Source organism: Castellaniella daejeonensis, from assembly GCF_039523555.1.
GTDB classification, from domain to species: Bacteria; Pseudomonadota; Gammaproteobacteria; order Burkholderiales; family Burkholderiaceae_B; genus Castellaniella; species Castellaniella daejeonensis.
Genome location: NZ_BAAAFN010000014.1, coordinates 82,412 through 101,334, shown reverse-complemented (window position 1 = coordinate 101,334; position 18,923 = coordinate 82,412). Strand labels below are relative to the sequence as shown.

General features: G+C 68.0%; 18 protein-coding genes and 1 riboswitch. Of the genes, 4 read left to right on the top strand and 14 right to left on the bottom strand.

Annotated elements, in window-relative coordinates; all coding sequences use genetic code 11:
- Positions 1–28: 28 nt before the first annotated feature.
- The 9 genes from ABD022_RS09685 to ABD022_RS09645 form a co-directional block, all read right to left on the bottom strand.
- Positions 29–1,348 carry a TRAP transporter large permease gene (locus tag ABD022_RS09685; protein WP_325126555.1) on the bottom strand — a complete coding sequence of 440 codons (1,320 nt, stop codon included), beginning with the start codon at positions 1,346–1,348 and terminating at the stop codon, positions 29–31.
- On the bottom strand, positions 1,345–1,833 hold the full coding sequence (locus tag ABD022_RS09680; RefSeq protein WP_325126558.1) for a TRAP transporter small permease subunit: 489 nt from the start codon (positions 1,831–1,833) through the stop codon (positions 1,345–1,347). The genes ABD022_RS09685 and ABD022_RS09680 overlap by 4 nt, the downstream gene beginning before the upstream one ends.
- A 106-nt stretch (positions 1,834–1,939) precedes the next feature.
- Positions 1,940–2,935: a TRAP transporter substrate-binding protein gene (locus ABD022_RS09675; RefSeq protein ID WP_325126560.1), complete on the bottom strand. Its 996-nt coding sequence runs from the start codon at positions 2,933–2,935 to the stop codon at positions 1,940–1,942.
- 90 nt (positions 2,936–3,025) lie between these two features.
- Positions 3,026–4,672: a malonate--CoA ligase gene (locus ABD022_RS09670; RefSeq protein ID WP_425545218.1), complete on the bottom strand. Its 1,647-nt coding sequence runs from the start codon at positions 4,670–4,672 to the stop codon at positions 3,026–3,028.
- Entirely contained in the window at positions 4,569–5,372 is an 804-nt protein-coding gene (locus ABD022_RS09665; RefSeq protein WP_325126564.1) for an enoyl-CoA hydratase-related protein, read from the bottom strand. The genes ABD022_RS09670 and ABD022_RS09665 overlap by 104 nt, the downstream gene beginning before the upstream one ends.
- Positions 5,363–6,676, bottom strand: coding sequence for a malonyl-CoA decarboxylase domain-containing protein (locus ABD022_RS09660; protein ID WP_325126566.1), 1,314 nt, complete (start codon positions 6,674–6,676; stop codon positions 5,363–5,365). Before ABD022_RS09660 ends, ABD022_RS09665 begins: the two co-directional genes overlap by 10 nt.
- Entirely contained in the window at positions 6,663–7,388 is a 726-nt protein-coding gene (locus tag ABD022_RS09655; RefSeq protein ID WP_325126568.1) for a GntR family transcriptional regulator, read from the bottom strand. The genes ABD022_RS09660 and ABD022_RS09655 overlap by 14 nt, the downstream gene beginning before the upstream one ends.
- Before the next feature lie 88 nt (positions 7,389–7,476).
- Positions 7,477–8,265: a peroxide stress protein YaaA gene (yaaA, locus tag ABD022_RS09650; protein WP_325126570.1), complete on the bottom strand. Its 789-nt coding sequence runs from the start codon at positions 8,263–8,265 to the stop codon at positions 7,477–7,479.
- Between the two features lie 16 nt (positions 8,266–8,281).
- The gene (locus ABD022_RS09645) at positions 8,282–9,064 is read right to left on the bottom strand and encodes a 3-hydroxybutyrate dehydrogenase (protein ID WP_325126572.1); all 783 of its coding nucleotides are present in this window, start codon (positions 9,062–9,064) and stop codon (positions 8,282–8,284) included.
- A 170-nt stretch (positions 9,065–9,234) separates the two neighbouring features.
- Positions 9,235–9,332: riboswitch (Fluoride riboswitch) on the top strand.
- A 58-nt stretch (positions 9,333–9,390) separates the two neighbouring features.
- Between ABD022_RS09645 and crcB the strand changes: the two genes are divergently transcribed.
- The gene (gene crcB, locus ABD022_RS09640; RefSeq protein ID WP_325126574.1) at positions 9,391–9,777 is read left to right on the top strand and encodes a fluoride efflux transporter CrcB; all 387 of its coding nucleotides are present in this window, start codon (positions 9,391–9,393) and stop codon (positions 9,775–9,777) included.
- Between the two features lie 78 nt (positions 9,778–9,855).
- Here the strand turns inward: crcB and ABD022_RS09635 are convergent, their stop codons facing one another.
- Positions 9,856–10,569: a TerC family protein gene (locus ABD022_RS09635; protein ID WP_325126576.1), complete on the bottom strand. Its 714-nt coding sequence runs from the start codon at positions 10,567–10,569 to the stop codon at positions 9,856–9,858.
- Between the two features lie 361 nt (positions 10,570–10,930).
- On the opposite strand from ABD022_RS09635, the gene ABD022_RS09630 reads away from it, so the two are divergent.
- Both ABD022_RS09630 and ABD022_RS09625 read left to right on the top strand, forming a co-directional pair.
- On the top strand, positions 10,931–11,767 hold the full coding sequence (locus tag ABD022_RS09630) for a universal stress protein (RefSeq protein WP_325126578.1): 837 nt from the start codon (positions 10,931–10,933) through the stop codon (positions 11,765–11,767).
- Positions 11,768–11,846: 79 nt separating this feature from the next.
- A complete protein-coding gene (locus ABD022_RS09625) occupies positions 11,847–13,700 on the top strand; it encodes an ABC transporter ATP-binding protein (protein ID WP_343821127.1) in 1,854 nt (617 codons plus the stop codon).
- Positions 13,701–13,742: 42 nt separating this feature from the next.
- Here ABD022_RS09625 and ABD022_RS09620 read toward each other — a convergent pair whose 3' ends face one another.
- The 4 genes from ABD022_RS09620 to ABD022_RS09605 all read right to left on the bottom strand — a co-directional run bounded on the left by ABD022_RS09620 (position 13,743) and on the right by ABD022_RS09605 (position 17,328).
- A complete protein-coding gene (locus tag ABD022_RS09620; RefSeq protein WP_343821126.1) occupies positions 13,743–14,492 on the bottom strand; it encodes a sulfite exporter TauE/SafE family protein in 750 nt (249 codons plus the stop codon).
- A 164-nt stretch (positions 14,493–14,656) separates the two neighbouring features.
- Complete coding sequence (locus ABD022_RS09615; protein ID WP_325126584.1) at positions 14,657–15,796, bottom strand: metallophosphoesterase; 1,140 nt, start codon at positions 15,794–15,796, stop codon at positions 14,657–14,659.
- Positions 15,797–15,893: 97 nt separating this feature from the next.
- Complete coding sequence (locus ABD022_RS09610; RefSeq protein ID WP_325126587.1) at positions 15,894–16,133, bottom strand: hypothetical protein; 240 nt, start codon at positions 16,131–16,133, stop codon at positions 15,894–15,896.
- A gap of 1 nt (position 16,134) precedes the next feature.
- Positions 16,135–17,328, bottom strand: coding sequence for a S8 family serine peptidase (locus ABD022_RS09605; protein WP_343821123.1), 1,194 nt, complete (start codon positions 17,326–17,328; stop codon positions 16,135–16,137).
- 232 nt (positions 17,329–17,560) lie between these two features.
- Here ABD022_RS09605 and ABD022_RS09600 point away from each other — a divergent pair, with 232 nt between their 5' ends.
- Entirely contained in the window at positions 17,561–18,889 is a 1,329-nt protein-coding gene (locus ABD022_RS09600) for a ferredoxin reductase family protein (RefSeq protein WP_343821122.1), read from the top strand.
- Positions 18,890–18,923: the final 34 nt, after the last annotated feature.

Here is an 18,923-nt window from a genome sequence, read left to right as displayed (position 1 = left end):
GCCGGCAACGGCCACACCGGAACCGCCGTCAGCTGACCGCCGCGCCCATGACCAGTTCGGGCAGCCAGGTGACGATGCCGGGGAACATGCACAGCAGCACGATGGCCGCCATCATGACCAGCACGTAGGGCAGCGCTCCCCTCAGGATATCCTGGGTGGGCACGTCGGGCGCGATCGCGTTGAGCACGAACAGATTCAGTCCGACGGGCGGAGTGATCAGGCCGATCTCCATGTTGATCGTCAGCACCACGGCGAACCAGTACGGATCGAAGCCGGCCTGGGTGATGATGGGCAGCAGCAGCGGCGCCGCCATGACGATGATGGCCACCGGCGGCAGGAACATCCCGGCCACCAGCAGGAAGACGTTGATCAGCCCCATCAGCAGCCATCGGTTGATCTCCAGCGCCGCGATGGCCGAGGCCAGCGTCTGGGTGATGAACAGGGACGACAGGGCAAAGGCGAACAATTCCGCCGAGGCCATGATCATCATGATCATGACGCTTTCGCGCATCGCCGAGCCGAACACGTCGACGTAAGTCTTCATGCGGAACAGGCGGTAGACCAGGACGACCACCACCAGCGTCAGCAACGCGCCGGCACCGGCGGCTTCGGACGGAGTGGCCACGCCGCCGTACAGCACGAAGAGCATGCCCAGGATGATGAGCAGCAGGGGCAGCACCCTGGGCAGGGTGGCCAGCTTGTCGCGCCAGGAATAGCGCAGGGAACCGGTGTTGAAGCGAAAGCCCTTGCGCCGGGCATCGTACAGCGCCCAGGCCATGAACATGCAGGTCAGCAGAATCCCCGGCAGTACGCCGGCCAGGAACAGCCGGCCGATCGAGGTCTGTGTGGCAATGCCGTAGACGATCATGGTGACCGAGGGCGGGATCAGTATGCCCAGCGTGCCGCCGGCGGCGATCGAACCGGTGGCCACCGAAGACGGATAGCCGCGGCCGAGCATTTCCGGGATACCCATCTTGCCGATGGCTGCGCAGGTGGCCGGACTGGATCCGGTCATGCCGGAAAAGATCGCGCAGGCGCCGATGTTCGACAGCACCAGGCCGCCAGGCACCTTGTGCAGCCAGCGATCCAGGGTCTTGTACAGGTCGCCGCCCGCCGGCGTGCCGGCCACGATGGCGCCCATCAGCACGAACATGGGGATGGCGACGTAGCCCAGGTTGGCGATCCCGGCGAACATGGTCTCGGCAAGCACATAGATCACGCCCGGCCCCATGTCCAGGAACAATCCGACCACGGCGGCCAGGCCCAGGGCGAAGGCGATGGGCATGCCGGTCGCCAGCATCAGGCACAGGCCCAGGATGATGCAGATCCCGGCGAGGGTGGGCGTCATGACGGATCTCCCGACAGTTTCATGATTTCGACGACATACTGCAGGCTCAGCAGGGCGAAGCCGAACACCACGGGCGTCAGCGGCATCCACAGCGGCACGGCGGCCACGCTGGAGGTCGTCCACCCGCCTTCCAGCGCCTCGAACAGATGCAGCCCGGTGGCCGCGGTCATCAGGATGCAGAATCCCAGGCCCAGCCAGGCCCCGATGCGGTCCAGCCAGAGGCGGGTCCGGTCGCCCACCAGCATCTGGATGAAATCGACGCCGACGTGCCCCTTGGTCATCAGCACATAGGGCGCACCCAGGAAGATCGCCGCCGTGGCGCCGAACACCACGGCCTCGGTCTGCCAGATGGTGGGGGCGCGAAACACGTAGCGCATCAGGATCATCTGGCAGACCACCAGCATCGCGAACACCAGCAGCAGTGCCGACAGCACGCCGCAGACCCGCGTCAGACTTTCCACCCAGCGCGTAAAGATTCGATTCATGCGACCTCCATGTGCGTCGCTCAAGGCGGGAAGGACCGGCTGCGTCCTCCCCGGACGGGCGGCGGGCGCACGCCGCCCATGGCAGGGCGGCGTGCGCATCCGGCCGCTACTGGACGGCCAGCGCCTTCCTCAGCAGCTCATCGCCGCCCGGCACCTTTTCCGAGAACATGCGGTAGGAGGAGTGCTTGGCCACCGCCATCCAGGCCTTGTAGTCCTCGGGCGTCATGGTCACGACTTCCACCCCGGCCTTGGTGTAGATGTCGCGCATCTTCTGCTCGCCCTTGCGCGCTTCGACGGTGAAGTAGTCCTCGGCCTTCTTCGCGGCCGCCAGGATGGCCTCGCGCTGCTTGGGCTCCAGGTTGTCGAAGACCTTCTTGGACATCAGCACCGGCTCGTACATGAACCACAGCGCATTGTCGCCCGGCGCCGTCAGGCACTTGGCCTGCTCGTACAGCCGATAGGAAACGAAGCTGTCGTTGGACGTGTTGGCCGCGTCCAGGACGCCCGTCTGCATGGCCGAATAGACCTCGGACGACGGCATGGACGAGATCGACGCGCCCGCCGCCGCCAGCATCTGCTCGAAGGCCGGGCCGGCCGCCCGGATGACCTGCCCCTTGATGGTGTCGGGCCCGGTGATGCAGTTCTTCTTCGAGGCGAAACCGCCCGCCAGCCAGGCGTCGGCGATGACCACCGCGCCCTGCTTCTCGATCAGCGCCTTGATGTCCTTCATGAAGTTGGACTGGTTCAGGCGCTGGGCATGGTCGTAGTTGCGCACCAGGCCCGGCATCAGGGTGGCGGAAAACTGCGGCACGCGGCCCGAGGCGTAGTCCAGGGGGAATGCCGTCATGTCCAGCTGGCCGCGCGTGAGCGCCCCCCACTGCTCGGTGGCCTTGTACAGCGAAGATCCGGGGAACACCTGGATCTTCAATCCGACATTGGCCGCCTCGACCTCGCGGGCGATGATCTGCACCATTTCGTCGCGCGGGTCGCCCTGCCCGCCCGGGAACTGGTGCGAAGCCCGCAACGTGGTCTCAGCCAGGGAAGTGCCCGACCCGGCCGCCAGGGCCAGGCCCAGCGCGGCGCAAAGGATGTGTCGCTTCATGGTTGTCTCCTGATGATTTTTATGGAGGAAATTGCCGCCCCGGGTCCGGGTACGGCCGTGGCCCCGCCGGGGCCTATCGAACGCCCCTTCTCATTCCAGGTCCGCGTACTGCTGCCGCAGCACGTTTTTCTGGACCTTGCCCATGGCATTGCGCGGCAGCGCATCGATCACATGTATTTTTTTCGGCACCTTGAAGTTGGCCAGGCCGGATTTCAGGCCCGCCTGGATGGCGACCGGATCCACGGATGCCCCGGCGCGCGGCACCACCACGGCCACCACCGCCTCGCCGAAATCGGCATGCGGCACGCCGATCACGGCCGACTCCTGGACCCCCGGCATGGCGTCGATGACCATCTCGATTTCCTTGGGATAGACGTTGTAGCCTCCCGAGATGATCAGATCCTTGCTGCGGCCCACGATGCTCAGGTAATCGTCGGGGATGCCCGGCCCGCCGAGCACGCCGATGTCGCCGGTACGGAACCAGCCATCGGCGGTGAATTCCTCGCGGGTTTTCTCCGGCATGCGCCAGTAGCCGGCGAACACGTTCGGCCCGCGCACCTGGACATGGCCCGGCTCGCCGATCGCGACCGGCTGGCCGGCGTCGTCCATCACCCGCACGAACTGGCCGGGCAGCGCGGGGCCCACCGTGCCGGGAATGCGCTCGCCACGCGCCGGATCCCAGGGATTGGAGGTGATCATGCCGGTCTCGCTCATGCCGTAGCGTTCCAGGATCGTCATGCCGGAACGCGCCTGGAATTCGCGGAACGTGTCCACCAGCAGCGGGGCCGAGCCGGAGATGAAGAGCCGCATGTTGCTGCAGGTCTCGCGGCCGAAGCGCGGATCGGCCAGCAGCCGGACGTAATACGTGGGCACCCCCATCATCAGGGTGCAGCGCGGCAGGTAGTGCAGGGCCTGTTCCACGTCCAGCTTCGGCAGCCAGATCATCCGCGCGCCCGCCAGCAGCGCCCCATGGGACGCCACGAACAGGCCATGGACATGGAAGATCGGCAGCATGTGCAGCAGCACGTCATCGGCGCGCCACCCCCAGAAATCCCGCAGGGTGAGCGCATTGGAGGCCAGGTTGGCATGCGTCAGCATGGCACCCTTGCTGCGCCCCGTGGTGCCGGAGGTATACAGAATGGCAGCCAGATCCCCCGGAGCGCTGTGCGCAGTCTCGAACGCCAGCTCCATTGCTGCCGCTGCATCGGCCAGGGAGCCGCTGCCATCGGCATTCAGAGTCAGCACCTGGGCAGCCCCCTTGCCGCGCGCCAGGGGTTCGCACCAGCTTTTCGCGCTGTCCGCGCACACCACCACGGAGGGCTCGGCATCGCCCAGGAAATAGGCCACCTCGGCCTCGCGATAGGCAGTGTTCAGCGGCAGATAGACCAGGCCGGCGCGCAGGGTCGCCAGGTACAGCATCAGGGCTTCGGGTGACTTCTCGACCTGGACGGCGACGCGCGACCCCGCCGGCGCGCCAAATGAGCGCAGCAGCGCGGCCATGCGTCCGCTGATGGCGTCGATATCCGCCCAGCTGTAGGTGCGCCCCGGGGTTTCGATCGCCACGGCGCCCAGGTCGGACGGAAAGCCGCTCCGCAGCACGGTATAGAGATTCGCATTCGCCTCGCGTTCCAAGTCATTCTCCAGTGAAAACAGGGTCGGTGCCCTGCAGAAAGGCCTGCACGCCCCGCCGGTGATCGGCCCCGTCGGCATAGGCGAAGCAGGCGCGCCATTCATCATCGCCAAGCGGCGACGGATCGCACGCCAGGCGGGCGGCGGTCCATTTGTTCAGGCGCGCGGCCAACGGGGCGCCGGCACACAGACGCGCCGTCGTGGCCGCCAGCTCGGTTTCCAGGGCATCCGCATCGACGACCCGCGTCAGCAGCCCTTTCACCTGCGCCTCGTCGGCGCCGAACACCCTGCCCTCCAGCAGGATCTCCAGTGTCGCGGCGCGGCCCGCCAGATCCAGCAACCCGCGCATTTCGTCGGGCGCCATGGGAAAGCCCAGGCGGTTGATGGGCGCCCCGAACCGCGCACCCCGGGCCGCCAGGCGCAGGTCGCAGCGACTGGCGATCTCCAGCCCGCCGCCCACGCAGACGCCTTCAATGGCGGCAACGACGGGGTGGATGCAATCCGACACGGCCCGCAGGGCCGGTGCGATGGTGCGCCGGTGATAGGCCATGACGCTGTCCAGGTCTGCACGCACCCGCGGGAACTCGCGGATGTCGGCACCGGCGGCGAAGTTCCCGCCCGCGCCGCGCACGACCACGCATCGCAGGGCCCGGTCGGCCGACAGGCGCCCGAAGGTTTCCGCCAGCGCGTGCCACATGGCGACCGTGATGGCATTCAGGCGCCCGGGATGGTCCAGCGTGACGGTCGCCACCACGCCTTCGACGCGCACATGCACGCACCCGGCGCCCGGTTCCGGTTTCACAGCCATTGCACTCCCCGCGATACGCGCGGCTTGCCGGCGGACAGGCGGGCCCGGTTCTCGTCGAGCTGCTCGGGTTCGTACAGGTAGTTCACCATCATGCAGCAGGACTGCTCCAGTCCGCGCGCCGAGGCATCGGCCGCCCAGTTCAGGCGCTCGATACGGGCGCCGTTGCCCAGGTGAAAACGAGCCACCGGGTCGAGCGGTTCGCCGTCCCGCAATTGCGTCAGATAATGCGCCGCCAGTCTCAGCCCGCTGCGGCGCACGCTTTCCGGCGCCTCGCCCTGTGCGGCGGCGCGCAGGCGTTCCAGCCAGCGGGCGCCCGCATCCGGATCCCCGGCCGCCGCCTGGCGTTCGGCCTTGTCGGCCAGCAGCGCCTGGATCTCCTCGCCCGACCGGCGTCCCAGCCAGTCGGCAAAGCCGGGAATCGGCGACAGGGTGGCAAAGGACTTGAGCTGCGGCAGTTCGTCCAGCAGTTCCTCGATCACCCGCTTGAGGAGGAAATTCCCGAAACTGATGCCGCGCAGCCCGCGCTGGGTGTTGGAGATCGAATAGAAGATGGCCCAGCGCGCCTTGTCCAGACCGTCCACCGGACGCGACGGATCGAGCAGGTCCTGCACGTTCGAGGCCATCTGCCCGTCGAAAGCGACTTCCACGAAGATCAGCGGCACATCGCTCATGCGGGGATGGAAGAAGGCATAGCACCGCCGGTCGGCAGCCACCCTGCGGCGCATGTCGTCCCACGAGCGGATCTCGTGCACGGCCTCGTAACGGATCAGCTTTTCCAGCAGCGAGGCAGGCGAATCCCAGTTGATGTGGCGCAGTTCCAGCATGCCCACGTCGAACCAGTTCGACAGCAGGGCCGCCAGCTCCTGCTCCAGAACCGACAACCCCGCGACCTGGTTGCGCCAGCGCAGCATATCGGCGCGCAACTCCACCATCAGTTCCAGCCTGTCGCTTTGCGCGTACAGGCGCCGGAACAGCCGCGCGCCCCGGTCGCCGCGCGGCTCGATGTCCACGCCGGCACGCACCAGGCATGCCAGCAGGGAACGGCGCTCGTCGGCGTCGGCGGCCCGGTAGCGTTCCGCCCACTGGCGGGCCAGGTGATTCGCGCCACCATCGGTCAGGGATGCTTCGTAGAGCGCCCGCAACGCTTCCGGATCGGGCAGGTGGTCGCGGTCCAGCCAGCGGCCCAGGCGTGCCAGCAGGCCGCCTGTTCGGGCTGGCGCCGACGCGGCGGAGACGTCAGCGCTTCCGGCCGCAGCGGCGGATTCGGTTGCGCGGGCGGCCTGCTTCGGATCAGCTGTGGGCATGGCGTTTCTCCGGCATTTCGTCCGCATGGGACGCCGGGGGGTGTCCGGCGGCGGATTCGTCCCTGTGCGCCAGGGCGCGCAAGGCCTCGAGCTGGCGCATCAGGTGCTTGCGGGTCACAGCCTCGGCGCCTTCGGGATCGCGTGCCTTCAGGGCGGCGAAGATCGCCAGGTGCTCGGCGCAGGATTCATCGATCCGGCCCGGATAGCTGAGGCTGCGATGGCGCGACAGGCTGAGCACCTGGCGCAGGTTGTCGATCAGGCCGGACAGCCAGCGATTGTCGGCCAGGTCCTGGATGGCGACGTGGATCTTTGCGTTGGCGGCGTAGTAGTCGTCGATCGATCCCTTTTCCGCATAGCGGCGCAGGTCGTTGTGCAGTGGTTCGAGCCGCCGCAGGTCGGCGTCCGTGACCTTCAGGGCCGCCTCGAAGGCGCACCGGCCTTCGAGCATCGCCATCAGGGGAAAGATGTTCTCCAGGTCGCGGCCCGACAGCTCATTGACGAAACAGCCCCGCCGCGGTTCGATGCGCAGCAGGCCCTCGGCCACCAGGACCTTGAGCGCCTCGCGCAGCGGCGTGCGGGAAATGCCCATCGATGCGGTCAGGCTGACCTCGTCGACCCATTCCCCCGCCTTCAGCTCCCCCGCCCGGATCATGCCGCGCAGATGATCGGCGACTTCCTGGTAGAGGATTTTCTGGACAATCCTGGCCGCCATCGGGGCCTCCTGTGCAGAACTCTGAAATTAATAATTCATAATTACAGACACAGCGTGCCATGGCTCCGGAAAGCCCTGCAACCCCAGGTTATCCCTGATCCGGCCGGGCGGAACGCCGGAAAACCAGCCGGTCGCCCGAGGATTCGCGCGGTGCGTAGGCATAGCCTTCGGTTGCGAAATCCCGCAGATCCCGGACATCGTCGATGCCATGATCGACGATGTAGCGCGCCATCAGGCCGCGTGCCCGCTTGGCGTAGAAGCTGATGATCTTCCAGGTGCCATTCTTTTCGTCCTGGAAGACGCATTCGACCACGCGCGCATCCAGCGCCTTGCGGTCCACCGACTTGAAATACTCGCCCGAAGCCAGGTTCAGCAGGATGCGCTGGCCGGACAACGCATCCAGGCGCCGGTTCAGTTCGCCAGCGATCAGATCGCCCCACCATGCATACAGGGTGGAGCCACGAGCCGTGCGCAGCCGCGTGCCCATCTCCAGCCGGTGAGGCTGGATCAGGTCCAGCGGCCGCAGCACTCCGTACAGCCCGCTGAGGATGGCCAGGTGCTCCTGCGCCCAGTTCAGCCTGTCGTCGGACAATTCCGGCGCCCGCAGACCCTCGTAGACGTCGCCGTCGAATGCCAGGACTGCCTGGCGCGCATGCCGCGCGTCGGGCGCATCCACCCAGGCTGCGTAGCGGTCGGCATTCAGGCGTGCCAGGGCATCCGACAGGCCCATCAGGCCAGCCAGGTCGCTGGCGGACAGCAGGCGCAGGATCCCGATCAGCTCGCGCGTCTGTTCGGGGAACACCGGCTGCGACTGCAGGGCCGTGCGCACCGGGGAGTCGTAATCCAGTTTCTTGGCGGGGGACAGCACCGTCAGCATGTGGCGGTCTCCGGATTCAACGGGCGGTCCAGCCGCCGTCGATGGACAGCGTGGTGCCGGTCATCTGCGATGCCGCATCCGAGGCGATGAACACGGCGGCCTGGCCCAGCTGCTCGGGCGTGACGAATTCCAGGGACGGCTGCTTTTCGGTCAGCAGGTCCCTGGCGGCATCCTCGATGCCGATGCCCTTTTGCTGCGCCAGCGCCTGGATCTGCTTTTCCACCAGGGGGGTGCGCACCCAGCCCGGGCAGATGGCGTTGCAGGTGACGCCGGTCCCCGCGTTTTCCAATGCGGTGACCTTGGTCAGGCCGACCACGCCGTGCTTGGCGGCGACATAGGCCGATTTGTTGACCGAAGCCACCAGGCCGTGGGCCGAGGCGATGTTGATGATGCGGCCGGATTTCCGCTGCTTCATCGCCGGCAGCGCGGCGGCGGTGCAATGGAACACGGCCGAGAGATTCAGGGCGATGATGGCGTCCCACCTGTCGGCCGGGAAATCCTCGATCAGGGCGGTGTGCTGGATGCCGGCGTTGTTGACCAGAATGTCGATGCCGCCCAGCGCCTGGATCGACTGGGCGATGAAATCGCGCGCGGCCCGCCCGTCCATCAGATCGGCGTTCAGGTACACGGCCTTGACGCCGAAGTCCTTTTCGAGACCGGCGCGCTCGCGCTCGATGGCGTCGGCATCGCCGAAGCCGTTGATGACCACGTCGGCGCCCTGTCGGGCCAGTTCACGGGCGATGGCCAGGCCAATGCCGCTGGTGGAACCGGTGACGACCGCTTTTTTACCTTTGAGCATGGATGCACTCCTTCCGCAGGGTTCGGAAAAAACGACCGGCCCAGTGTAACGCGGAGATGCACCCTGACACGGGCCAGCCCCGTGAACCGGCCCGCGGACCGGAGCGGCCCACAGACCGTAGCGCGGGAAGACACCGCCTTGCGCGGCCTCGCAAGGCGCTGCTAATATCGGCCCCACCTGGAGATGGCATGCCTCCAGGGATTCCCCAGGCCGGGCCGGGGAATCCTCGCAACCGCCGCGCATCGCGGCTGATGATGCCTACGGCCCCCGGCACACCATCCGCCGGGCCGTAGGCATTTTTCATTTCCCGCTCACCGGAGGTCGCCGTGCCCAGTACCCTCGTTGCCATTTCCCTGGGCGCCTCGCTCGGCGCCATCCTGCGCTGGGTGCTCGGGCACGCACTGAACGACGTCTTCCCCAACCTGACCCTGGGCACGCTGGCGGCCAACCTGCTGGGCGGCTACATCATCGGCATGGCCATCGCCTGGTTCGGCGGGCATACGGGCCTGTCGCCGCAGATGCGGCTGTTCGTCATCACGGGATTCTGCGGCGGGCTGACGACGTTCTCGACCTTTTCCGCCGAGCTTGCCGTGATGCTGGAACAGGGCCGGCTGGGGTGGATGGCCGTCGCGGTGCTCGTGCACGTTGCCGGTTCGCTGGCCATGACGCTGCTGGGCATGGCGACGGTGGCCTGGCTGCGGGCCCTGTCCTGAAACCCCGCCCGGCGACTCGGGACGCCCCGCGGACGGCTTCCGGGGCGCCACCCGCGGGACCGGATCCGCCTGGAGGGATCAGCCGGCGGTCCGCCCTGCGCCGGCCGTCCTGCGGCCGGCCAGCCAGCGGCCCACCACGACGACCAGCAGCGCACCGGCGATTTCCACGGCCAGTTTCACGGCCGTGGACGGCGTGCCCAGGTGTTCCGCGACGATGACGTCGGACACGAGCATGCCGCCCGCGATCCAGCCCAGCAGCCCCGCGCCGAAGGTAACCACCAGCGGATAGCGGTCGATGAGCTTCAGAACCAGCGTGCTGCCCCAGACGATGATGGGCACGCTGACCAGCAGGCCGAAGATCACCAGGCCGATCTGATGGTCGGGATGAGCCCCCTGCGCCGCCCCGGCGATGGCGATGACGTTGTCCAGGCTCATGACGAAGTCCGCGATGATGATCGTCTTGACAGCCGCCAGGACCGAGACGTTGCCGGCAACCTTGTCATGCCCGCCTTCTTCGGGCAGCAGCAGCTTGACGCCGATCCACAGCAGCAGCAGCGCGCCGACGACCTTCAGGAAGGGAATGCTGAGCAGCGTCAGGGCGAAGGCGATCAGCGCCACCCGCAATACGATGGCCCCGGCCGTCCCCCACAGGATGCCCTGCATGCGCTGGGCGCGCGGCAGGTTGCGGCAGGCCAGGGCGATGACGACGGCGTTGTCTCCGCCCAGCAGGATGTCGATCAGGATGATCTGGAAAACGCCTGCCCAATGCAGCGTTTCGATGAATTCGATCATGCGGTTCCTCCGGTGATGAAAGGTCGGTTTTCGGTACGGACCGCCGGGAGGATCAGGCCATTTGCATGGCGGGAAGACGAACCTTGCCCTGGGCGGCAAGGTCTTGCTCGCAACCGGGGCCTGTCCGAAGGTCATGCGGGTTGCCCGGGCACCGGGCGCCGCGTGCAAGCACGCAATGCCGTCATGACGATGCCGCGGAAAGTGAGCTACTCCCCTTGAGGGGCGAATTATAGACGAATTCCCCGCACGGGCCGGTTTGCGCCGCGTCAGAAAGGGCTCCTGCCGTACCGCACAGGAGGCCGGGCCTGGGATAAGATGGCAGGAACGCAGTACAGATTCCACCACACCACGGGAGTTTCGTATGCCGGGCCGCATTGCAATCCACCTGAACGACGATACCGTCTGCGAACGCCGCATGGACATCGGCCTGCGGTTGGCCAAGGAACGCGGGGCGGAAGCCGTCGGCATCTATCCTTCCGCCAGCGTCGCGGGCCTCCAGCAAGACGAAAACATCCTGCCCCAGGACGTCCGCTCGGCCCTGCGCAAGCGCCGCGACGAACACCGCGAGGCCACCCAGGCGCTGTTCCTCCAGAAGGCCCGTGAACGGGGCGTCCAGGCCCACTGGCGCACCCCGCATGGCGACGCCGAAGAAGGCCTGACGCTGCATGCCCGCTACTGCGACCTGCTCATCATGAGCAAGGCGGACCAGGGCGACAGTCTGTCGGCGCTGCGGCCCAATCTGCCGGCGGCCGTGGTCATGGCGTCGGGCCGGCCGGTGCTGCTCATCCCCAACCACGGCCCCATCGACACCATCGGCCGGCGCATTTTGTTCTGCTGGGACCAGCGCCGCGAAGCCGCACGCGCGTTTTCCGACGCAGCGCCGCTCCTGCTGAACTGCCAGGCGCTCACCGTCCTGGAAATCGACCGCGACGAAAAGCTGATGCGCGACCGCGACATCCACGAAGACGATTTCTCCGACTACTGCACCAGCCTGGGCTACCCCAAGCCCAGGCACCTGCTTAAGGACAGCACCGGCTACGGTGTCGGCAACGTCATCCTGAACACAGCCACCGACACCGACGCCGACCTGATCGTGATGGGCGCCTACGGCCACAGCCGCATGCGCCAATGGATCATGGGAGGCGCCACCAGCACCCTGATGTCCACCATGACGGTGCCGGTGCTGCTGGCAAACTGACGGCCTGGCGGCCGCCAGCCCGCGCTGCGGGCGAACCACGGGGGGCCCATGACGGGCCCCCGCTTTTCCGGAGCCTCACTTGCTGCACAGGTTCGAAAGCCTGCTCGATCCGTTCCCTCCCGAAGACGCGCCGCTGCCGCCCAAGGGCCTGTTCCCCTTTCTCTGGGCCTGCACGCGCGGCTCGCGGCGCTACATCGCCGTGCTGGCGGCCCTGAGTGCAAGCGTCTCCATCTACGAGGCCTGGCTGTTCGCCTTCCTGGGCCAGGTGGTGGATCTCCTGGCGGCCTGGCAGGCGGGGACCGAAGCCACCGCGCACGCCCACCGCGTGCTGTGGGGGATCGGCATCGTGCTCGTCGCCAGCATCGGGCTGGTGACGCTGAGCACCGCGATGCAGCACCAGGTGCTGGCGATCAACCTGCCCCTCAGGCTGCGCTGGGATTTCCACCGGCTGATGTTGCGCCAGAGCCTGTCGTTCTTCACCAACGAATTCGCAGGCCGCGTCACCACCAAGGTCATGCAGACGGCCCTGGCGGTGCGCGACGTGCTGCTCACCTTCAGCGAGATCGTGCTCGGCATCGGCGTGTATTTCTTCACGCTCATCGCGGTCGCGGGCGGCTTCGACGGGCGGCTGATGCTGCCTTTCATCGGCTGGCTCGTGCTGTATGGCCTGGCCATGGCGTATTTCGTGCCGCGCCTGGGCAAGGTCGGGCAGGAACAGGCCCACGCCCGCTCCTCGATGACCGGGCGCGTGACCGATGCCTATGCCAATATCGCCACCGTCAAGCTGTTCTCGCACACCCGGCGCGAAGCCCACTTCGCCCGCGCCGCGATGGTGGATTTCCAGGACACGGGCTACCGCCAGATGCGCCTGGTCAGCCGGTTCGAAATCGTCAACCAGGCACTGGTATCGGGCCTGATCCTGTCGGCGGGCGGCTACGCACTGTGGCTCTGGCAGGATGGGCACGTCGGCACCGGCGCAGTCGCCGCGGTCACGGCCATGGCCCTGCGGGTGAACGGCATGTCGCACTGGATCATGTGGCAGATGGCCTCGCTCTTCGAGAACATCGGCACCGTACAGGACGGCATCGCCACCCTGACCCACCCGCCGAAGGTGCTGGATGCGCCGGATGCCCGACCCCTGGAAGTCAGCCGCGGCGAGGTGGTCTTCGAGCGGATATCCTTCAACTACAACGGCGAACGGCAGGTCTTCGACGGGCTCGACCTGACCGTGCGCCCCGGCGAAAGGATCGGCCTGGTCGGACGCTCCGGCGCCGGAAAATCCACCCTGATCAACCTGCTGCTGCGCTTCTACGACCTGGACGGCGGCCGCATCCTGATCGACGGCCAGGACATCGCCCACGTGACGCAGGACAGCCTGCGTGCCGCGATCGGCATGGTGACGCAGGACACATCGCTGCTGCATCGCTCGATCCGCGACAACATCGCCTACGGCCGGCCCGACGCCGGCGACGAAGACATCCGCGCGGCGGCTGCCCGCGCGCAGGCCGACGAGTTCATCCGGCAACTGGGCGACCCCGGGGGCCGCACGGGCTACGACACCCTGGTGGGCGAACGCGGCGTGAAACTGTCGGGCGGGCAGCGCCAGCGCATCGCCATCGCCCGCGTCATGCTCAAGAACGCGCCGATCCTGCTGCTCGACGAAGCCACCAGCGCCCTGGATTCCGAGGTCGAGGCGGCCATCCAGGAAAGCCTGGACGGGATCATGCGAGGCAAGACCGTGATCGCGATCGCCCATCGCCTGTCCACCATCGCCGCCATGGATCGGCTCATCGTCCTGGACGAAGGCCGCATCATCGAACAGGGCAGCCACGCGGAACTGCTGGCCAGAGGCGGCACGTATGCACGCCTGTGGCGCCACCAGAGCGGGGGCTTCCTGGCGCAGGAAACCGGCGAGGCCCTGGAGACGTCCTGACGTTTCGCGGTCCGGCGCACCCGTCCGGCCCGTGGGCCGCCATCAGCCATACGCCCGCACGAAGAACGCCACGGTGATGCACGCGGTCAGCAACAGCGTGCCGGCCCGGACGAGCGGGGCCGGGATGCGCTTGCCGAGCAGCGCGCCGCCGTAGCCGCCCAGAGAGGCCGCGATCAGCATGACCAGGGTCTCGCGCCACTGCACGGCGCCCGCCGCAATGAAGATCAGGACCGCCATGGTGTTGGCCGCGGTCACCATCAAGGTGCGCGGCGGATGCATGCTCTTGATGTCGTGAGAACCCAGCAGGCCCCACACCGCCATCATCATGATGCCGACCGCGCCGCCGAAATAGCCGCCGTAGATGCCCAGCCCGAACTGCAGGCCCAGAACCACGGCCGGGCGCACGCGCCAGCGCGCGCGCATCCATTCCCCGATGCGGCGCCCGAACCCCAGGGCGCAGGCGGCGACCAGCAGCAGCCACGGCAACACGGCATCGAAAGCCCGCGTCGAAGTATGCAGCAGCAGGAAAGCCCCCGCGACGCCGCCCAGCAGCGTCACCGCCAGCAGTGGCCGCAGATCGACGTCGGCCACCCCCGCCAGGCCATCGCGGTAGGCCCAGGCACTGGCCATGCCGCCGGGATACAGCGCGACGGTGCTGGACGTATTGGCCAGCACGGGAGGGACGCCGGCAGCGATCAGGGCGGGCAGGCTGATGAAAGAGCCGCCGCCGGCCAGGGCGTTCATGGCGCCCGCCGCCACGCCCGCGCCCGCAACCAGGATCAGGGGATCCATCGGGCAGACGAGCAATGATCGAGGACGGCGGCAAAGCGCATGAGCAGGTCTCCGGGAAGGAAGCACCGCCGCATCCGGCCCGATCTGGCATGCCCACGCAGGCCGTCGCGACGCCAGCCTGCAAGGTTACTGCCGGCCCATGCCGCCCGGCAAGCAGGCCACCGCTACGGTTTTTCGGCGCGCAGCACGATCCGGGTGATTTCCGACGGCCGTCCCAGGCGGATCGCCAGGCCGTTCCACAAGCCCGTGCCGTTGCTGACATACAGCAGCATGGAGCCGACCCGGTACAGGCCCGAGACGAAGCCCTCGTTGGCCCACTGCGTCAGCAGGTGCGGCCCCAGGATCTGCCCGCCATGCGTGTGGCCCGAAAGCTGCAGCGCCACCCCGGCCCGCGCATGCTGCGCCGCGCCTTCCGGGCGGTGGGCCAGCAGGATCACCGGCACCCCCGGCGGCACGTCTTTCAGCGCAGCGGCCAGATCGGGGCGCGGCTGGCCGAACGATGCGGCCTGGCGGTCGGTGATCCCCGCCACGGCCAGTGCGGCACCGCCGCGCCGGATGACGACATGGCCGTTTTCCAGCATGTCCAGGCCCAGCGCCCGATACGCCGCCATCCAGCCCCGGTAGTCGGCGTAGTATTCGTGGTTCCCGGGAATCGCCAGCACGCCGTCGCGCGCATGCAGGTCGTGCAGCGGGCTCACGTCGTCCGCCCTGGCGCGAGGCGAGCCGTCGGCCAGGTCGCCCGTGATCACGACCAGATCGGCATCCAGCGCATTGGTCCTTGCCACCACGGCGGCTATCCAGGACCTGGGCAGCAGGCGGCTCACGTGCAGATCGGTCAGTTGCACGACGCGGTAGCCGTCGAAGGCGGGCGGCAGGCCGGGCAAGGCCAGTTCCATGGTCTTGACGTCCGGCACCCGGACAGCCTGCCAGGTGCCGATGGCCGACAGGACCAGGGCCAGCGCACCCAGGGACAGGTGCAGCACCCGGCCGCCCAGGATGGCCCGCCCTGCAGCGCGCGAAAACAGGAATGCCAGCCCGCCCGCCACATCACGCAGCAGCAGGAGCATCGCCAGCAGCAGGACCGACCCGAAAGCCCAGCCCAGGCCCACGAGGACTTCCTGGGGCAGCTCCGGCGAGGCCAGCGAACCGAAAAAGCGGCGGAGGAACCAGTGATATTGCGCCACCAGGCACAGGACGAGCGCCAGAGCGGCCCGCGCACCGATGCCCCAGGGCAGCGGCCAGATGAAGCGCACCAGCACATACAGCCAGATGGTGCCTGTGATGAACGGCAGCAGGGTGCCCATGGGTCGGAATGATCTGCGGAGAAAGACGCCATCTTAACAACAACGCCTGGCCGGCCGATCCCGCACGGCCCCGTCCGGGGGGCCCGGGAAGCGCCGATCAGGCCGGGCGGTCCGGGCTTTCCAGGGCCCGGTTGGCGCGCTCGGGCTCCACGGCCGACACACCTTCGACCCTGGACACGGCCACCAGCAGCTCTTCCTCGATGCTGCCGACGATCACGCCCACCGCGACGAGTTCCCGTTCCACCGCCAGCCCGGCCTGACGGCAATGCTCCACGACCTGGGGATAGCGGTCGCGCCAGGTGTCGCGTACCAGGACGGTCAGGCGGATCCGGGCCATGTCATGCCCCCGATGGGGCCCGCACCAGGCCGGCGCCCACGTCGCGCACGGGATCCTGCAGCGCCTGGCAGGACTGCACCAGCCGCTCGCCCAGAAGCGCCGCACGGGCCGAAGCATCGGCCTGCGCATGCAAAGCGGCCACGCCCGCCACGAACGGCGTGGCCATGCTGGTGCCGCTGATGCTGCGGTGCAGTGCCGGCGCCGGCCAGGCCGACAGGATGTCGACGCCGGGTCCCGCGACATTCACTTCGCCGCCCTCGCCTTCCAGGCCTGCACAGGAAAACGGCGCCACTCGCAGCGCCGAATCCACGGCGGCCACGGCCAGGATCGAAGGACAGTTGGCCGGATGGCCGACCGGCGCGACGGCATCCGGGCGGCGGCTTTCGTTGCCCGCGGCAGCCACGATCAGGGTGCCGGCCGCCAGGGCGCGCCGCGCGACTTCCTCGAACACGGTCGAATAGCCCTGCCCCGGTTCCACGGGACTGCCCAGCGACATGGAGACAATGTGGCAGCCATGCTCGACGGCCCAATCGATGCCTTCCAGGATATCGCCGTCGCCGCCCCGGCCCTCGTCGCCCAGGACCTTGCCCACGAACAGCATGGCCTCGCCCGCCACGCCGTAGCGGGGCTGCGAGGCAGGCGAAGCCGGACCCGCCGCGATCCCCGCGCAATGCGTGCCGTGGCCGTTGCCATCCTGCACGAACTCGCCCTCCACGAAGGAACGCGACACGACGGGGCGGCCCGCAAAATCCGGGTGGGACAGGTCCAGGCCGGTATCCAGCACCGCAATGCGGATGCCCTTGCCTGTATAGGGAGAAGCATCCGCGCCGACCGCATGCACGCCCCAGGATGCGCCGGAAACGACCGGCTCCGGGCCGGTGGCGGGGCCGCCGGCTTCGGCGATGGCATAGACGGTGCGTTCGGGTTCGATGGCCAGGATGGCGCTGTTTCCACTGGCCGCGGCATCGGCCAGCCGCTGCCGCGTCTGCGCGGTGCAATGCACGCGTGCCGCGCCGATATGATCGAAGACCAGGACGCAGGGAGGCTGGCGCGGGGTTCCGGTATCGCGCGAACGGATGACCACGGTTGCCTGGGCCAGCTCGGCGAGCACGCGGACGCCCCTGTCGGGGTCTTCCGGACGCAACAGGACGAGGTAGCGTTGCATCGTCTGGTCCGTGGACTGTGTGCTGGGCATGGCATCCTCGCTGTCCGCTGAGGGGATGCCCCACCTTAGCACGCTGCGCACCGCCGCGCCCGGCGCCGGAAACGTGCTTTTTCAATATGAAAGATCCAGCCACGGCCGGGCGCCGCGCCACCCCATTGCATGAACGCGGGATGAACGCCGGCTTCACGGAAGATTCAGGCACCCGATCCCATACTGGCTCCATCGCCGATCCGCATCGGCCATGCGAATGATGGAAACCCTCATGAAAATCCGGCACGTTCTGCTCGCATTCCTGGCTGTCCTGACCCTGGCGTGGTCCCGGGACGCCTTCTTCCTGAACCCCATCGCCGGCGACGCCCCCTGGGTCGTCCGCACTCAGGCGATCTACCTGACGGGCGTCTTGTCCATGGGCCTGATGTCGCTGGTCATGATCCTGGCCACACGGCCCGCCTGGCTCGAACCGGTCCTGGGCGGCATGGACCGCATCTACCGCCTGCACAAATGGGCCGGCATCCTGGCCATCAGCCTGGGGGTGGCGCACTGGCTGGCCAAGCTGAGCAAGGGCCCGCTGAAGGACCTGATCGGCGCGGCGATCCACAAGCCGGCCAAGTTTCCCGCACTGGATTTCCTGCGGCCCGTCCACGGCCTGGCCGAAGACGTCGGCGAATGGGTGATCTACGCCCTCATCGCATCGCTGGTCATCACCCTGTGGAAAGCCTTTCCCTACAAGCCCTGGCGTCTCCTGCACCGCGCGATGCCCGCCCTGTATCTCGCCCTGGTGTTCCACACCGCGGCCCTGACCCCGGCCAACTGGTGGCTGCAACCCCTGGGGCTGATCATGGGCGTGCTGATGCTGGGCGGCAGCGCGGCGGCGGTCATGGCCCTGCGCCAGCGCATCGGCATCCGCCGCCGCCATGCCGGCCGGATCGAATCCGTGCGCGCACTGCCTTCGGGCATCACCGAGGTCGAATGCGCGATGGATGCCGGCTGGCCCGGCCACCGCGCGGGCCAGTTCGCCTTCGTGACCTTCGATGCCGGCGAAGGCGCCCACCCCTTCACCATCGCCAGTGCCGATCAGCCCCAGGCGCGGCGCCTGCGCTTCCAGATCAAGGCCCTGGGCGACTACACCAGCGGACTGGCTCAACGCTTGCGCGCGGGCCAGCCCGTACAGGTCGAAGGCCCCTACGGCCGCTTCGACCACCGGCGCGGCGCGCCCCGCCAGGCCTGGGTCGCGGGCGGCATCGGAATCACGCCGTTCCTGGCCTGGCTCGAATCGCTGCAGGACCACCCGGAACGGGCGCCGCGCACCGACCTGCACTACTGCATCCGGGATGCCGCACGCGACCCCTTCGTCGAGCGCCTGCAGGTCCTGTGCGCCGCGCTGCCGCGGATCACTCTGCATATCCACGACGCCAGTGCCGGCCAGCACCTGGACGCCGAAACCCTGAGGCGCCAGTACGCCCAGGCCGACGGCGCGATGGACATCTGGTTCTGCGGGCCGGCAGGGCTTGCCCGCCACCTGGAATCCGGCCTGCGGTCCCTCGGCATCGAAGACATGCCGGTGCGCCGCGAGGCGTTCGAGATGCGATGAAAAATATCGTATAATGCCGGACTTGGCCCGGATC

What these genes read in the sequence shown, in the direction of transcription:
- ABD022_RS09685 (WP_325126555.1), bottom strand. Translation starts at nt 1,348, where the DNA reads ATGACGCCCACCCTCGCCGGGATCTGCATCATCCTGGGCCTGTGCCTG.
- ABD022_RS09680 (WP_325126558.1), bottom strand. Translation starts at nt 1,833, where the DNA reads ATGAATCGAATCTTTACGCGCTGGGTGGAAAGTCTGACGCGGGTCTGC.
- ABD022_RS09675 (WP_325126560.1), bottom strand. Translation starts at nt 2,935, where the DNA reads ATGAAGCGACACATCCTTTGCGCCGCGCTGGGCCTGGCCCTGGCGGCC.
- ABD022_RS09670 (WP_425545218.1), bottom strand. Translation starts at nt 4,672, where the DNA reads ATGATGAATGGCGCGCCTGCTTCGCCTATGCCGACGGGGCCGATCACC.
- ABD022_RS09665 (WP_325126564.1), bottom strand. Translation starts at nt 5,372, where the DNA reads ATGGCTGTGAAACCGGAACCGGGCGCCGGGTGCGTGCATGTGCGCGTC.
- ABD022_RS09660 (WP_325126566.1), bottom strand. Translation starts at nt 6,676, where the DNA reads ATGCCCACAGCTGATCCGAAGCAGGCCGCCCGCGCAACCGAATCCGCC.
- ABD022_RS09655 (WP_325126568.1), bottom strand. Translation starts at nt 7,388, where the DNA reads ATGGCGGCCAGGATTGTCCAGAAAATCCTCTACCAGGAAGTCGCCGAT.
- yaaA (WP_325126570.1), bottom strand. Translation starts at nt 8,265, where the DNA reads ATGCTGACGGTGCTGTCCCCCGCCAAGAAACTGGATTACGACTCCCCG.
- ABD022_RS09645 (WP_325126572.1), bottom strand. Translation starts at nt 9,064, where the DNA reads ATGCTCAAAGGTAAAAAAGCGGTCGTCACCGGTTCCACCAGCGGCATT.
- ABD022_RS09635 (WP_325126576.1), bottom strand. Translation starts at nt 10,569, where the DNA reads ATGATCGAATTCATCGAAACGCTGCATTGGGCAGGCGTTTTCCAGATC.
- ABD022_RS09630 (WP_325126578.1), top strand. Translation starts at nt 10,931, where the DNA reads ATGCCGGGCCGCATTGCAATCCACCTGAACGACGATACCGTCTGCGAA.
- ABD022_RS09620 (WP_343821126.1), bottom strand. Translation starts at nt 14,492, where the DNA reads ATGGATCCCCTGATCCTGGTTGCGGGCGCGGGCGTGGCGGCGGGCGCC.
- ABD022_RS09615 (WP_325126584.1), bottom strand. Translation starts at nt 15,796, where the DNA reads ATGGGCACCCTGCTGCCGTTCATCACAGGCACCATCTGGCTGTATGTG.
- ABD022_RS09610 (WP_325126587.1), bottom strand. Translation starts at nt 16,133, where the DNA reads ATGGCCCGGATCCGCCTGACCGTCCTGGTACGCGACACCTGGCGCGAC.
- ABD022_RS09605 (WP_343821123.1), bottom strand. Translation starts at nt 17,328, where the DNA reads ATGCCCAGCACACAGTCCACGGACCAGACGATGCAACGCTACCTCGTC.
- ABD022_RS09600 (WP_343821122.1), top strand. Translation starts at nt 17,561, where the DNA reads ATGAAAATCCGGCACGTTCTGCTCGCATTCCTGGCTGTCCTGACCCTG.